We start from the raw sequence: 15,166 nt of genomic DNA, 5'->3' as shown, positions 1-15,166 counted from the left end.
GGGTTGATAAGGATATTGACCTCATTCCGATCATCTATTGATACGTGATTAATCAATAAGCCCAATACTTGAAGAAGTATTGGGCTTTTCTTTAGTGAATAATTTTATTGTTTACAACATTCTTCTTAAAAAGAGATTACCGGCGCTTGCTCGATACCGGGAGTTGCACTCATTTGTGGTAGTGGGCTATAACCTAATACTTTAGCAAGTAGCACATAAGGAAATCGGCGAATCAGCGTATTATACTCCCGAACGGCTTCAATATTGCGATTGCGGGCAACAGCTACCCGATTTTCCGTCCCCTCTAGTTGCACCATCAAGTTTTGATAAAGATTACTTGCTTTCAGGTCAGGATAATTTTCTACAATCACCATCAATTTAGAGAGTTGCGATTGTAGCGTTTGTTGTGCATCTTCATAGGCTTCTAGCTTCGCCGGATCTTTGAAATCGTCGGGATTAATTTGCATTGAACCGAGTTTCGCACGTGAATCAGCAATATCAGTAAAGATGGATTGCTCGTGATTGGAATAACCTTTCACGGTATTTGCAAGGTTCGTAATGAGATCTGCTCGGCGTTGATATTGATTGATAATTTCAGCTGCAGTAGCATTCTGTTTTTCCGCTAAACCTTGAATAGTGTTGTAATATCCCATTGAGAGAAATCCAACAATGATGACAATCAAAGCAATAGGAATAAAAGCCCAATTGGCAGGTTTATTCATAATAAATATCCTTTAAAATCCTTTAAATTTTGTTTGATAGTGGTCATTTATGAGTATCTAAATCTCTTTTAAAAATAAAAATTTAATATTTTATTTAGAGAGTAATGAGTCCATTAATGAATTACAATATCTTGAGTGACTGCGGCTCCTTTAAGGAAAGCCGCTTTATATCGTATAAAGCTGAAGCTCGCAACGGCAAGGGCAACAGCCATAATTGCAAATGCGAAAAGAGGAACTTCTACTAACGAGGTCTTGGTAATCACAATGTTGCCAATTAATGCGCCTGCACCAATACCAATATTAAAGATTCCTGAATAGATTGCCATCGCAATATCTGTTGCATCAGGTGCTAGTTCTAAGACTTTTAGTTGTAGAATCAAACCTAAAGAGGTAAAAGAGATTCCCCAAAGTACAGATAAATAGAGAATGCCATTAGGAATATGGGTACTCGGTAAGACAAGAATTAGCGAAAGCATAATTAAGGCAATTGCACCGGGTAAAAAGAGTAAGGGGAATTTACCATTTAAACGGCTAAAAAGCATACTTGCAATAATGCCTGCGCCTCCAAAAATTAAGAGAAGTAAGGTGGTCTGATTAGGGCTAATGTTTGCAACGGTCTCACTGAAAGGTTCAATATAGCTGTAAGCAGTAAAATGACCTGAAACAGCGATTGCAGCAATAAAGAAAATGCCGACTAGAGCAGGGCGTTTGAATAGAAGCGGAACACTTTTTGCAGATCCTGCATTTTGGCTCGGTAGACGAGGGAGGATAAAGTAGAGAATAATAAGCGTAGCAAGGGCTACCGCTCCAATCAGTAAGAAAGTATAACGCCAACCAATCATTTGGCCAATGATGCGACCTAAAGGAATTCCTAGAACAGTTGCAAGAGCCGTTCCTGTTGCTAAAATTCCTAGTGCTTGAGAGCGTTTTCCATTCGGTGCAACTCGAATGGCCAATGCTGTTGTAATAGACCAGAAGATGGCATGTGAAATTGCAACGCCGATTCGTCCGATTACTAATATTTCAAAGCTACTCGCCATAAATGTTACTAGATGGCTAATGATAAAGAGAATGAAAACACTGCTTAATAGACGTTTTCGTTCAAATTTTCCAACCAATAACATTAAGGGGAGTGATGTTAGTGCTACAATCCACGCATAAATAGTAATGATAATTCCTGTTTGTTCCGCAGTTTTTCCAAAGCTAGCACCAATATCTGTTAAAAGAGCAATAGGTACAAATTCAGTGGTGTTGAAGACAAAAGCGGCAATAGCCAGCGCAATTACTCTTATCCAAGCAAGATTAAATTGCTTATTATCTTGAGATGCATGTAACATTGTTTTACCTTGATTGTTTGTTGAAAAATAGAGCGTTTATCTGCTGTCTTATCCTAAAGGATAATAATCCATTAATAGCTACTCAATAATGAAAAAAATAGTCTCTTATTCTATCGTACTTCCTAATAGATGCATTGAATTTTAGTGTAAATATCTTTCAATAATAGATAGATATTTCTATTCAATTAGCCAATAGTCACATTATTTTTCTTGTTTGATCGGGCGTAATCTATTTGAAATTATTTATGAATAAAGGCTATTTTGAAGAACACTATAGATGATCCATTAATTCATTAATCTTCGCAACGCCAATCACTTCCATATCTTGAATCGGTTTCTTCGGTTTATTGGCAATAGGAACAATGGCCCGTTTAAAGCCATGTTTTGCCGCTTCTTTGAGACGCTCTTCACCATGAGGTACAGGGCGAACTTCTCCGGCAAGCCCAATTTCCCCAAAGATCACAAGATCAGAAGGAAGAATAATATTTTTAAAACTTGAAAATGCGGCAGCGATAACGGCAAGGTCAGAAGCTGTTTCTGTAACTTTTACACCGCCTACCGCATTGACATAGACATCTTGATCCATCATCGCAATGCCCGCATGACGATGAAGGACTGCAAGAAGCATTGTTAGGCGATTCTGTTCAAGACCAAGCGTAACCCGCCGAGGTTGGCCTCCGAGTGAATCATCTACTAGGGATTGAATTTCGATGAGAAGTGGGCGAGTTCCTTCCCGAGTCACCATAATGACGCTGCCGGAGCTTCTTTCAGGCTGACGAGAGAGGAAGATCGCCGAGGGGTTGCTAATGGGGCGAAGTCCTGTTTCCGTCATAGCAAAGACCCCAATTTCGTGAAGTGCGCCGAAACGATTTTTATAAGAGCGCATAATTCGAAAACGAGAATCCACTTCTCCCTCAAAGTAGAGAACACAATCAACCATATGCTCAAGTACACGAGGGCCGGCAATTGCGCCCTCTTTCGTCACATGACCTGCAAGGAAGATTGAAACGCCGGTTCGTTTAGCAAAACGAGTGAGTAGCGCGGTACTTTCCCGTACTTGTGCCACATTCCCCGGTGCCGAGTTAAGAAGCTCTGTGAAGATTGTTTGAATAGAATCGATGACAATCACATCAAGCTTCATTGGTTCTGCAACCCGTAGGATCTTTTCTACATTTGTTTCGGAGAGAAGCTGCAGTTTTGAACCATCAAGTTGTAATCGATCTGCGCGTAATGCGACTTGGCTTGGGGATTCTTCACCCGTCACATAGAGCACATTTTTATTGCTATGACTTAAATGAACTAAGGTCTGCAATAAAATAGTAGATTTACCAATTCCTGGATCGCCACCAATTAAAACCACTGAACCAAGTACTAAGCCACCGCCTAATACTCGATCTAATTCATTAAGACCGGTTGGAAAGCGGGAGAGTTCCTCTTTTTGGACATCCGTTAATATCTGCACACCTTCTGTACCCGCAGTTCCTGAATAACCGGATAAGCGAGTAGGGGTTTTCTCAACAACCATCTCTTCAATGGAGTTCCACGATTTGCACTCTAAACATTGCCCTGCCCATTTAGTGGCAATAGCGCCACAATCTCGGCAGACAAATTGTTTTCTCTCTTTGCTCATTGTCAAACTCCTTGAGAATAGAAGATGTATAGATGGATCGTAATAAAGTGTAGCTTATAATCCCATTTTTAGGCTTGCTTCGATAAATTGATCGAGATCACCATCTAGCACCGGTTGTGGATTTCCAACTTCATATCCTGTACGAACATCGCGAATTCTTGCCTGATCTAAGACATAAGAGCGAATTTGACTTCCCCAGCCTACATCGGCTTTTGAGTCTTGAAGTGCATCGGCAGCATCGCGTTTTTTCTGTAACTCTAGCTCATAAAGTTTTGAGCGTAACTGCGACATAGCTACATCTTTATTGCGATGTTGTGAGCGTTCATTTTGGCATTGCACTACAACCCCTGTCGGAATATGGGTGATTCGAACGGCGGATTCTGTGACGTTAACGTGCTGACCGCCGGCACCTGAAGCGCGGTAAACATCAATTCGAAGATCTGATGGATCGATCTCAATCTCGATATTTTCATCAATTTCAGGTGAGACAAAGACGGAGCAGAATGAGGTATGGCGTTTATTATTAGAATCAAATGGCGACTTACGGACTAAGCGATGTACGCCTGTTTCAGTCCGAAGCCAGCCGTAAGCATGATCCCCTTCAAATCGAATAGTCGCCGATTTAATGCCGGCAACATCGCCGGGAGAGGTTTCAAGAAGTTCTGTTTTAAAACCATGATCTTCCCCCCATCTTAGATACATCCGTAGCACCATTGAAGCCCAATCCTGTGCTTCCGTTCCGCCGGCACCTGCTTGAATATCTAAGAAGGCATTACAAGCATCCATTTCACCGCTGAACATTCGCTTAAATTCAAAGGCCTCAATCTCTTTCTGATATTGTTTAAGATCATCAGAAATCGCTTCTAGTGTTGCCTCATCTTCTTCAAGTGCCGCGAGTTCTACTAATTCTTTAGCATCTTTCAGCGCTGTATCAAGTGTTATCATACCGCTGACAAAATCATCTAATGTCGCGCGTTCTTGTCCAAGTTTTTGGGCTTTTTCAGGATTATCAGACCAGATATTAGGATCTTCAAGTTCCATTAAGACTTCGGTTAAGCGCTCTTGCTTCTGATCGAAGTCAAAGATACCTCCGAAGATCGGTGGCTCGTTGTAAAAGATCATCAATAGTATGATTGAGTGTATTAATCAGTTCCATGTCGATAGCACCCTTATGTGAATTATTAGGCTAGTTTATGTGGGATTGAGTAGAATTTGATTCTTTTTGATTCTTATGAAAACCCACTATTATACTTGATCTTCAATAGAGATGTTGTTTTTCATTAGTCCTTAGAGAAGCTGTGGAGAGTATTGCTACCCTTGATACCATTGATACTCATCATTCTGAAATAAGCTGATAAAACAAAAAATATGACAAAACAAAACCGATGAGAGAAATCTGTCATCGGTTTATCTTTATGTTAGCGATCCACTAAAGGCAATATCTGTAAGAAGTTTACGAATATTGCTTATCGAGATATCTATTATTTAGATATGGCTATCGATAAATTGCGCTAATTGGTTTTTATTTAATGCACCAACGTGTTGCCCTACAATTTTGCCATCTTTGAAGATCATGAGTGCAGGAATACTACGAATTTGGAATTGTACCGCAGCCTCTTGGTTATTTTGCACGTCTAGTTTAACGACTTTTAATTTGCCTGCATACTCTTCTGCTGCAGCTTCAATGATAGGCGTAATCATTCGGCAAGGTGCACACCAATCTGCCCAGAAATCGACGAGAACAGGAAGATCTGCTTTGAGTACTTCATCTGCAAATGTTGCATCGGTTGCATTGATTAACTGACTCATTATTAACTCTCCTTAATGAATTGGATTGAATTTGATCAAGATATCCAAAATTAGATTTGGAATTTCTTATATAAAATATGATAATACCAAAGCTATTACAACCGAAAACAGGGTAAATGACAAGGTTTAGGTTGAATAATATTTTTCAAATGTAGTGATTAAAGAATTTTATAGAAATAGCATGGAAACGGGCATTGTAGGGATCTGTTTATTCAGTTGAATCGATAACAATAAACGATATAATGAACGGGATTATAATCACTATTACATTTTATATATTAAGGGTTTAAGTTGTCATCTATGGGAAAACCACATTTAACTTCGATGAAGTTTGCAGATTTAGATTTACACGATTCACTGAAAGAGAGCTTAGCAGATAATGGGTACGAATTTTGTACCGAGATTCAAGAAAAAGCATTACCCGATCTACTGAAAGGGCGCGATGTCACAGGCCAAGCACAGACAGGAACCGGTAAGACGGCCACTTTCTTATTAGCAACGTTAAACCACTTGATGACAACGCCGGTCGAGGAAGAGAAGAAAGGCCCTTATGCCATTATTATGGCACCGACTCGGGAGCTTGCGGTTCAGATCTATGATGATGCGAAAATGCTTGGTCGTTATACCGGACTTAAATATGCACTTCTTTATGGTGGCGCGGCTTATGGCACTCAAAGTGAAGCGTTAGAAGCGGATCCTGATATTGTCATTGGGACAGTGGGGCGGATTTTAGACTTCTTTAAACAGCGGAAATTTAATCTGCGCAGTGTAGAAGTATTTGTATTAGATGAAGCAGATAGGATGTTTGATTTAGGCTTTATCAATGATATTCGTTTCCTTTTAAAACAGATGCCGAAAGCGACAGAACGTCAAAATATGCTCTTCTCAGCCACATTTTCTCAGCGGATTTTAGAGCTTGCTTATGAACATATGAGCGATCCTTTAACGATTAAAGTAGAATCGGAGCAAGTGACCGGCGCACGAATTACGCAGCAGCTCTATCATGTCTCATCGGATGAAAAATTACCGCTTCTCTTTGGACTTTTAAAGAAAGAAAAAGCGGAGCGTTCTATCGTCTTTGTGAATACTAAACGGGCAGCGGATCAGGTTTTTGATACCTTAAATGTCAATGGTTTTAAAGCAGCGGTATTGTCAGGGGATATTCCGCAAAACCGCCGGGAGAAACTGCTTGAAGAATTTAAAAATGGTGAGCTAGATATTATGGTCGCAACGGATGTTGCTGCACGTGGCTTACATATTCCAGCTGTTTCTCACGTATTCAATTACGATCTACCGCAAGATGTGGAAGATTATGTTCATCGTATTGGCCGAACGGCTCGTGCAGGTGCTGAAGGTACGGCAATTAGCTTTGCTTGTGAAGAGTATGTCTACTCTTTAATGGATATCCAAGATTATATTAAAGAGGAGATTCCTGTTGCGGTTATTACGGAAGAGCTTCTTATTACGCCCGAAGTGACTGCAGAGAAACGTAAATATCCTCGTAAAGGTCGTACACCGCGTTCTGCAAATGGTCATCAAGGTAATGAGCGCAATCATAATCGGGGGCGAGGCAATAATCGTAACAATCCCCGTAATAGCGCTCGTAATAGCCATAATCGTAATGATAATGCCGGTCATAACGATGAGACAAAAGCGAGTGACCAAATCGTAGAGAATGCCCAAAATAGTGTGCAGACCGAAAACAAAGGGCAACCCACTAACGATCATCAAAAGAATGATACTAATGGCGAGAACAGTAATCGTCGTAAGCCTCGGACACCGCGCCGCACACCTCGTAGAAGACAAGAAGGGCAAGAGAATTCGCAAAACAGTGAAGTGGATAATGTCGCATCAGCGAATAATGGTAAGGTGGTGGATCAGGGCGAAGGACAAAATAACGAGCGTAAAACACAGCGTCGTCCTCGTCGAACACTGCGTCGTAATCGCCGACCTAATCAAGTGAATTCGAATAAATCAGAAGGAACGGAATTATAGTTAATGCGAGGGTAATGGCTATCATTATTCATTTTATGTCATTCGTTATCTCTTCGGTAGATATGAATCGATGCCTAGATGGGGGATTCAGTCAGTGTTAAGTTTGCGTTAAGTTAATTCTGTTATACTCAAAAAGGTCTCTCTACTATTAGGGAGATCTCTTTCTATTATAGAGAATGCAAAGGGCTCTATAATGGGCTTTCTCAAATAGCTTTTTCTTACATCACTTTTTCAGAAGCTTTTATAACTATTTTTATGAATACTTTTACGAATAGCGTAAAGAACCCTAAAATTATAATGAGATAAGAAGGATTATCTACAATGAAAAAATTAATGTTAATCGGATCAACACTATTATTACTTGCCGGCTGTGCAACGGGTTTAGAAGATGGTTTAGGGAGTTATTCAGGGAAAGGCAAAGTGGTTTCGATCGTGATGAACGAAGAAGGTAATAGTGAAATTGATGTGGAAACTACCGATAAGAAGCATATTCCGGTGATTGTTTCAGGGGAAGTAGCGGTCTATCCAGGGCAAGCAGTGAGTATTAAACGGAATAGCCGTGGATTTGGCTCTGTTACAGCGTTGTAGATCTGTAGCAATTAACTTATATCCATTTATTTACTGTAATACCTTTTAATACCAATTCAAGTGTTACTAATTCAAGTACTATCAATTTAATGTTATTAATTGAGTAGTATTGGTTTATTGATCTATTGATTTTATCTGAGCTGAGTATTGTATTAAACCCCTAGAGGAGCTATGTGTGACATTTAGAACGGATGCCGAGCAAGCCAATATTGAGAATTTCCCAGAACCATCAGCGGAAGATTATGCATTGTCATCGGCTTTAGTGGCGGAGATTGCTTCGGAAATTGAACGGCAAGGTGCGATTCCTTTTTCTCGCTTTTTTGAACTTGCGCTCTATCATCCACAATATGGTTACTACACAGGTCCACAGGCAGTATTTGGGCGGGACGGGGATTTTATTACCGCGCCACTGATCTCGCCATTTTTCTCAAAATCTCTTGCAGAGCAGGTGGTCGAGGTAAGTCAACATCTCTCTGATGATTGGCAAATTTTAGAGATTGGTGCAGGCAATGGCACAATGGCGAAGGATCTTCTGCTCCATCTTGCGGACAAAAATCGATTGCCGGCGCAATATCTTATTTTAGAAGTCTCCCCTAATTTACGAGAAAGACAAAAAGCGCTTTTAACAGAATATCTGCCAGATTATATTGCCCAAGTACAATGGATTGAAGTACCGCCGGAATCCGCTTGGGAAGGGGTGATCTTAGCGAATGAGGTTTTAGATGCACTTCCGGTTGAGCGTTTTCGCATTGTCGATGGCAAACCCTATTATGTGGATGTGACGTTATCCCCTTTTTCTGAAAATAGGGAGCGTCAAGAGCCATCATCAGATAAAATCGCTTCTACAGAAGAATTAAACTCAACTTTCTCACAGGATTCGGCACTGCATTTTGCACCTCAATTACGAGAAGCAGATAGCGCACTCAAAGCCTATTATCAATCGTTAGTGGAGAAAGGGTTTCACTTTCCAGACGGGTATGAGAGCGAATATTGCCCGATGTTACAATCGTGGCTAGCCCCATTTTTTACCCATTTAGCGCGCGGTGTTGCGCTCTTCATCGATTATGGCTATGACGAGAAAGAGTATTATCGCCCTGAACGAATGACCGGAACCTTAATCGCCCATTATAAGCATCGTGCTCACGAAGATTTCTATCTCTATCCAGGGTTACAAGATCTCACTGCGAATGTAAATTTTACAGAAGTAGCGACGATTTTAGTGGATATGGGATTGGAGTTTTTAGGCTATACCGCACAAGCGTACTTCTTAATGGGGAATCATCTACAAACGATGATTGCCAAAGAAAAGGCTCGTATTGAGGAGAATCAGGCGAATGCAGTGGAAGCAGAAGGGGGAGCGGGCGATGATACTGAAAGTAAGGTGGCCCGAGAATTAGCTTGGTTTGAGCTCTCAAAACGGGTACAGCACCTCATTCACCCTGAAGAGATGGGTGAGCGCTTTAAGGTGTTAGCGGTAGGTAAAAACTTTGAAGAGGCGCTACAAGGTTTCTCAATTCACGATTATGCGCATCATTTGTAAATAAAACACTCCCTCAAAAAAATATAGATATATCTTTTGAGGGACGGAGATTATTTTAAATCAATTTTTGAATTATTGAACATAGCTTTGAATTCACCGACCGACGAGTCCCCTGATAATTCATCTTGGAATTTTGAATTATTGGATTTGATATTTAAACAGCCATTAAAGTTATTTTTTATAATCTCTATTTTTGCATTGTTAGATATAATATCTATATTATTATTATACTTATTGAATAAAAAAATGCCATTTAAGTTTGATGATTTTAGAATCAAGTTATTTATGGAAGAAATGTTATTTTCAAATTTTAAATTACTGCAATCAATAGAAACACAGGGTATTTTTATATCTAGGATAGAGAAAACTATGTCTATGTTATCACCTTTTATATTTAATTTATCAGTATCATGAATGTAAATATTTATTTCAATTGGTAAGTCAGTACTTTTTTTTAATTTTACGTAATTGAGAGCATTAGCAATACCACCTAGAATACTTGACTTTTCTTTAAAAGAATTAATCAATTCTTCTTGATTAATATGATCATCATTTTTAAATAAGAAAATGTCATCTTTGAATTCATAGCATTGATTATTTGAATTTAATTTTACTTCAATGTAGTTCTTACCTATATTTGAGGGCAATATTATAATATGAGCATCACCTGTAATAGAAGCAGTAAATAGTTTTCCAAAATAATCTTTTTTAATCATTTCATTTTTCATAATAATTCATCACCTGTTCTGTTAAAAAACTGACATCAGATTTTAAAGGGGGGCATATTTTTTTTGAATTTTTGATATTAGCTAAAGGACAAGAATTTCCTTGACAACTTTTTTGTAAAAAGCAACTTTTACAATTAGAATCCGAGTAATCTTTAGTCCACATAGGAAAATTATTGTTTTTTATAATACTTCCATTGGGTAGAACATTGCCAACTATATTAATAGGATCATTCATTGCAACAGTGCATTTTCGAATAGAAAAATCTGGCGTTATAACTAAGCTATTTTCATTACCTGCGTAACAACAATATCCAGAATTATTGGTTGCTAGAAAGGATGAAGCTGATAATAAATTATTCTTAATTAGATATTCTTCTATTTTACGAATTACAGTATTGGAGGCCTTACAATAGCTAGTTTGTGCTGAAACATTATCTTTTAAATTAAGGTGTGAATAGTCAGATATAGGCTTGGGTAAGATAAGAAATCTAGGGTCATCCGAGGGAACAAGATTTTTAATAAAATTCCCAAATATTGTTAAATACCCATCATCTATTGTGGATTCATTAACATTTAATCTTAGGACTACTCTAATATCATTTTTGTTGGAATTTTTTAATGTTTCAATAGCACGAACTACGGACTTAAAGGAGTTAATATTTTTGCTTTTGGATACTCGAAGTTCGTTATGTTTATCTTCAAGCCCATCTAAAGTGATTTGGTATGATTTTACATTAGATGAGTAGAGAGTATTGAAGGTACTTTCATTAAGGAGAGTGCCATTAGTTGTAATAGAAATTGAGTAACTAATATTTTTATTACTCATTAAATTTGAAAAATATGAAATAAAATTAATATTTAATAGAGGTTCTCCCCCGAAATACTCTATATGAACATGCTTTTTATTTAATTTTAATATCATTTTTAATAATATATCGGCATGCTCAATTGTCATTCTACTTTTATCATCATGATCTTCGTAACAATAGACGCAATCCAAATTACATGCTTCACCTGCCGGCAATAAAATCAGATGCAAAATCTCGGAGTTAAATTTTTCCTCTTTAATTATAATTGGGTCATCTGTTGACTCAATTATAAATTTATTATTAATTAGCCAATTAATGTCATCAATATATTTATCTGTTTTATATCCAATAGAATTTTGATTTATATATTGATAGGCTGGATGATATTTATCATATATTTGAACACTAAAATTATTCCACCAATTAAATAGTATTAATTGGTGGCCCTTTTCTGTTTTTGTAACCCAATAAGGTAATTTTAAATTAACCATGTAATTTAACGGCATGGTAAGTTAACGTTACAAAATACGTCCACAGTAGTTATAAAATATAACTTTTTATTATTTATGTTTTTTTTCATTATTAAGTAGTCCTTATAGTTGAATTTACCAACAAATACCATTGCAATTAGTATCTGGTTTTGCGATATTAGGTTTATTTATATTAATTTTAGGTAACTTTTTAATCATAAGATATATCTCTAGAATATTAAAAATAACAGATCTTAATTATAATTAAGATCTATTAAAAGTACAAATTAAATAATAATTTTATTGATGGCGAATTAATTCAATTAATCGCTCGCCATAGAGATCAAATTTCTTAACGCCAATACCGTGAATCTGCAACATCTGTCCTTGAGTGGTCGGTTGTTTCTCTGCAAGTTCTCTAAGGGTTTTATCGCTAAAAATGGTATAGGCCGGCACATCTCGCTCTTTAGAGAGTATTAAACGAAATGCGCGTATCTCTTCATAGAGCGGTGAATGATAGTGATTTTCCGGTGCTGAAATAGTTTTATGCAGTAGCAGATCTTGTCGATGAAAGAGCTGTTTTTGTCCGGTTAAAATCAACTTTGCTTTGGCAATATTGAGCTTAAGTAGTGGTCTTGCTTCGGTTGTTTGATAGAGGTAACCTCTTGCGATTAGCGTCATAATCATCTCTTTGAGTACTGATTCCGAATATTCCCGCATAATGCCATAAGTAGAGAGCTGATCGAGATTACGGGAGAGAATGTGTTGATTTTTCGAGCCTCGTAGAATCTGAATAATGGTTGTAATGCCACAATTTTGTTCGGCACGATAGACACAGGAGAGAATCTTTTGGGCTTCGATAGTGATATTGATCTTCGGCACTGTATTAGTGCAATTACTACAATTATTACAGTGATCGAATTGAGGTGTCTCAGAAAAATAGTGAAGAATCTCTGCACGTAAACACTCTTCGGTATGACAGTAATCGATAAGTGCTTCGAGATTATGATAGAGAATATCTTTACGCTCAGGATCGGTAATAAAATCATTATGTTCAATCAGATATTTTTGATTGGAGACATCTCTCGGTGCATAGAGCAGTAAACAGTGCGCTGGCGCACCATCTCGGCCTGCTCGCCCGGCTTCTTGATAATAAGCTTCCATATTTTGAGGCATATTATAGTGAATCACAAAGCGGACATTCGATTTATCAATGCCCATACCAAAGGCATTGGTGGCCACAATAATCTGCACTTCATCGCGAATAAACGCATTTTGATTCTTTTCCCGCTCGTGATGCTCCATTCCGCCGTGGTAAGCCAAGACTTTAAGGCCGGCATTTTTAAGAAATTCTGTGAGTTTTTCCACATTGTTGCGGGTTGCACAGTAGATAATACCGGATTCATTGGGATAGAATCGGCGTATAAAATTGACGATATACCGGCGTTTATCAGAGATTTTCAGCACTTCAAAGGTGAGATTTGTGCGGTCAAAACTGATAATCGATTCGATAGGATGATGAAGTTGTAACAACGTTTTAATTTCGTGGATCACTTCCGATGTGGCTGTTGCTGTATAGGCACCAATCACCGGGCGATTGGGCAATTGATGGACAAAATCGATGATCTCGCCATAAGCAGGGCGAAAATCGTGGCCCCATTTGGAGATACAGTGGGCTTCATCTACGGCAATAAAACTAATGGGTAGCGCACTAAAAAGTGAGCGAATAAGATAACTATTGAGCCTTTCCGGCGCAATATAGATCAGCTTATACTGTTTTTGTCGTATCTCAATGAGGCGAGTGCGTAGCGTTGACTCATCTAGAGTACTGTTAATAAAAGTAGCGGAAATACCGATCTCAAGTAGCGCATCTACTTGATCTTTCATCAGGGAGATCAGCGGAGAGATGACAAGTGTCATATGAGGTAAAAGCAGAGCCGGAATCTGATAACAGAGAGATTTACCGCCCCCTGTGGGCATAATTCCAAGAACATCCCGGCCGGATAGTACGCCTTCCACAAGCGCTGCTTGCCCTTCACGAAATTCGGTATAACCGAAATACTTCTGAAGCGCCTCTGTGGCATCAAGAAGCGGTGAATGGGAGAGCGCTACCGATTCACTCGAATGTTGGAGCGATTCGTGCTTATGGGTGGATGAATTGAAACGATTGATATCTTTCCCCCTACAATAAGAATTTAGCCGATTTCATTGAATTCATTAGATTATGCATTTTGATAATGTGTGTTTCTGAAAACAGTATAGTTTATCACTAATTCCATTGGGACAATAGTGAGTTCAATAGATAGACAAACTATTGAGAGCTTACCTCTCTACTTTAATTGTACAGTTATTGATTCAGCTAATTTATTCAGCTAATTTGATAAGTATATGAATAGTAAAGAATATTACACAGGGATATCGCTATGACAGGAAAGATATTAATCGAGTCGCTCGTTAAAATGAATATAGAATTGACGTAATGCCATCTGATTAATACGGTAAAAGATCTAACAAGCATTGATTGATCTCAATCTCATTAGATCTTAGGTTTTACCATAAAGTGTGTTTGGGGAAGATACCTTGTTGTGATTAAATCTCTTGTGATTAAACCTTTTCTGACTAAATCAAATAAGGGTTCAATCCAAAAGTTTGATATTCATCTTCTGATAGTCGAAGAGAGAGGGGCAGCGTTAAGATATCTTCGATAAAAGGATCGGCGATAAGTGTTTTAGTGCGATCAACGGTTTTGAGATAAGTATGACATTCATCACAAACTTCCGCATAGATCGGACGATCGAGCGCTTCAATTTTACTCTGATAAAGTGATTTATTGCTATGACATTCCGTACATTGTCCTCGTACAACGTGCCATTTTGTCTCACAGAAACTACAGTAGAGATAACGAAGACCATTATCACTATTATCGAGCACGCTACTGATGGCCGGCATATTACAGCAAGGGCAGAGTTCTTTGTTGCGAAGTAGATAATCCTCATCGACCTGAATGCGACTGGTATCAAAATGAAGTAGGACTTGCAATGCAGTTGCGAGGAAAAGGCGTTGATGTTGAGGAAGATCATTAAACTCTAAAGCGATGAGCTTCTGATAATATTCAGTAATGAGTGCTTCATCTTGTTGATCGATCTCTGCTTGTAGCGCGATAAGGTGGGTTTTAATCTCATTATTGATTTCTGGATCTACCAATAGCGTCTCAATCATAGTGAGTAATGCTTGCTTGTAGAGCGGTGTGATCGATTGATCTACTGATAAAAAGGGAGTCTTCGCATTATTATCGTTATTTACAACGATGGGTGATAATGGGTGATCTTTTTTGAGTGCTTGATAAGCCGCTTCTTGAGCTTTTACAACTGATTGAATAAAAGGTAAGAAATGTGCTTCTGGCTGTTTTATGATCGCTTTTTCAATTGCTTTAAGACGATAAGGATAGTAAGAGCCTTTAGGAGGTAGGATAGGGATTATTTTTTCAATCCCGCCGGCAGGTTTCATAGTCATAATTTTGCTCTTTTAAGAAAATAGT

The 15,166-nt window shown here is 38.3% G+C and carries 12 protein-coding genes; 3 read left to right on the top strand and 9 right to left on the bottom strand.

Features of this window, described 5'->3' with window-relative positions:
- Positions 1-125: 125 nt before the first annotated feature.
- From WMO13_RS06050 to trxA, 5 genes are all read right to left on the bottom strand, one after another.
- The gene (locus tag WMO13_RS06050) at positions 126-722 is read right to left on the bottom strand and encodes a LemA family protein (protein ID WP_026878655.1); all 597 of its coding nucleotides are present in this window, start codon (positions 720-722) and stop codon (positions 126-128) included.
- Between the two features lie 113 nt (positions 723-835).
- A complete protein-coding gene (locus tag WMO13_RS06045) occupies positions 836-2,059 on the bottom strand; it encodes a sugar transporter (RefSeq protein ID WP_034855485.1) in 1,224 nt (407 codons plus the stop codon).
- 271 nt (positions 2,060-2,330) lie between these two features.
- Positions 2,331-3,689, bottom strand: a complete 1,359-nt coding sequence (radA, locus tag WMO13_RS06040; protein WP_026878654.1) for a DNA repair protein RadA — start codon at positions 3,687-3,689, stop codon at positions 2,331-2,333.
- 54 nt (positions 3,690-3,743) lie between these two features.
- Positions 3,744-4,845, bottom strand: a protein-coding gene (gene prfB / locus WMO13_RS06035; RefSeq protein ID WP_156923258.1) for a peptide chain release factor 2 whose coding sequence is annotated in 2 segments (ribosomal slippage) — positions 3,744-4,769 and positions 4,771-4,845 — 1,101 coding nt in all. Because the reading frame shifts where the segments join, the coding sequence is not laid out codon by codon here.
- 329 nt (positions 4,846-5,174) lie between these two features.
- Complete coding sequence (gene trxA / locus WMO13_RS06030; RefSeq protein WP_026878652.1) at positions 5,175-5,498, bottom strand: thioredoxin; 324 nt, start codon at positions 5,496-5,498, stop codon at positions 5,175-5,177.
- A gap of 300 nt (positions 5,499-5,798) precedes the next feature.
- On the opposite strand from trxA, the gene WMO13_RS06025 reads away from it, so the two are divergent.
- The 3 genes from WMO13_RS06025 (at position 5,799) to WMO13_RS06015 (ending at position 9,621) form a co-directional block, all read left to right on the top strand.
- Positions 5,799-7,493 (top strand): DEAD/DEAH box helicase, encoded by a 1,695-nt coding sequence (locus WMO13_RS06025; protein WP_084331455.1) that lies wholly within the window; start codon positions 5,799-5,801, stop codon positions 7,491-7,493.
- Between the two features lie 321 nt (positions 7,494-7,814).
- Entirely contained in the window at positions 7,815-8,081 is a 267-nt protein-coding gene (locus WMO13_RS06020) for a hypothetical protein (RefSeq protein WP_026878651.1), read from the top strand.
- Between the two features lie 175 nt (positions 8,082-8,256).
- Positions 8,257-9,621 carry a class I SAM-dependent methyltransferase gene (locus WMO13_RS06015; RefSeq protein WP_026878650.1) on the top strand — a complete coding sequence of 455 codons (1,365 nt, stop codon included), beginning with the start codon at positions 8,257-8,259 and terminating at the stop codon, positions 9,619-9,621.
- A 50-nt stretch (positions 9,622-9,671) separates the two neighbouring features.
- Here WMO13_RS06015 and WMO13_RS06010 read toward each other — a convergent pair whose 3' ends face one another.
- The 4 genes from WMO13_RS06010 to WMO13_RS05995 form a co-directional block, all read right to left on the bottom strand.
- Entirely contained in the window at positions 9,672-10,349 is a 678-nt protein-coding gene (locus WMO13_RS06010) for a hypothetical protein (protein WP_026878649.1), read from the bottom strand.
- Positions 10,339-11,649, bottom strand: coding sequence for a radical SAM/SPASM domain-containing protein (locus WMO13_RS06005; protein ID WP_169727763.1), 1,311 nt, complete (start codon positions 11,647-11,649; stop codon positions 10,339-10,341). Before WMO13_RS06005 ends, WMO13_RS06010 begins: the two co-directional genes overlap by 11 nt.
- Before the next feature lie 279 nt (positions 11,650-11,928).
- Positions 11,929-13,800, bottom strand: a complete 1,872-nt coding sequence (gene recQ / locus WMO13_RS06000; protein WP_084331453.1) for a DNA helicase RecQ — start codon at positions 13,798-13,800, stop codon at positions 11,929-11,931.
- Between the two features lie 447 nt (positions 13,801-14,247).
- Positions 14,248-15,141, bottom strand: a complete 894-nt coding sequence (locus WMO13_RS05995; protein ID WP_026878647.1) for a formate dehydrogenase accessory protein FdhE — start codon at positions 15,139-15,141, stop codon at positions 14,248-14,250.
- Positions 15,142-15,166 lie beyond the last annotated feature (25 nt).

Origin of the sequence: Ignatzschineria larvae DSM 13226 (assembly GCF_038500265.1) — a bacterium.
Classification (GTDB): Bacteria; Pseudomonadota; Gammaproteobacteria; order Cardiobacteriales; family Wohlfahrtiimonadaceae; genus Ignatzschineria; species Ignatzschineria larvae.
Note: the sequence above shows the minus strand (reverse complement) of the source record. Positions and strands in the feature narration are given on the sequence as shown.

Coding starts and splice junctions, on each gene's coding strand:
- WMO13_RS06050 (WP_026878655.1), bottom strand. CDS start 722: ATGAATAAACCTGCCAATTGGGCTTTTATTCCTATTGCTTTGATTGTC.
- WMO13_RS06045 (WP_034855485.1), bottom strand. CDS start 2,059: ATGTTACATGCATCTCAAGATAATAAGCAATTTAATCTTGCTTGGATA.
- radA (WP_026878654.1), bottom strand. CDS start 3,689: ATGAGCAAAGAGAGAAAACAATTTGTCTGCCGAGATTGTGGCGCTATT.
- trxA (WP_026878652.1), bottom strand. CDS start 5,498: ATGAGTCAGTTAATCAATGCAACCGATGCAACATTTGCAGATGAAGTA.
- WMO13_RS06025 (WP_084331455.1), top strand. CDS start 5,799: ATGGGAAAACCACATTTAACTTCGATGAAGTTTGCAGATTTAGATTTA.
- WMO13_RS06020 (WP_026878651.1), top strand. CDS start 7,815: ATGAAAAAATTAATGTTAATCGGATCAACACTATTATTACTTGCCGGC.
- WMO13_RS06010 (WP_026878649.1), bottom strand. CDS start 10,349: ATGAAAAATGAAATGATTAAAAAAGATTATTTTGGAAAACTATTTACT.
- WMO13_RS06005 (WP_169727763.1), bottom strand. CDS start 11,649: ATGGTTAATTTAAAATTACCTTATTGGGTTACAAAAACAGAAAAGGGC.
- WMO13_RS05995 (WP_026878647.1), bottom strand. CDS start 15,141: ATGACTATGAAACCTGCCGGCGGGATTGAAAAAATAATCCCTATCCTA.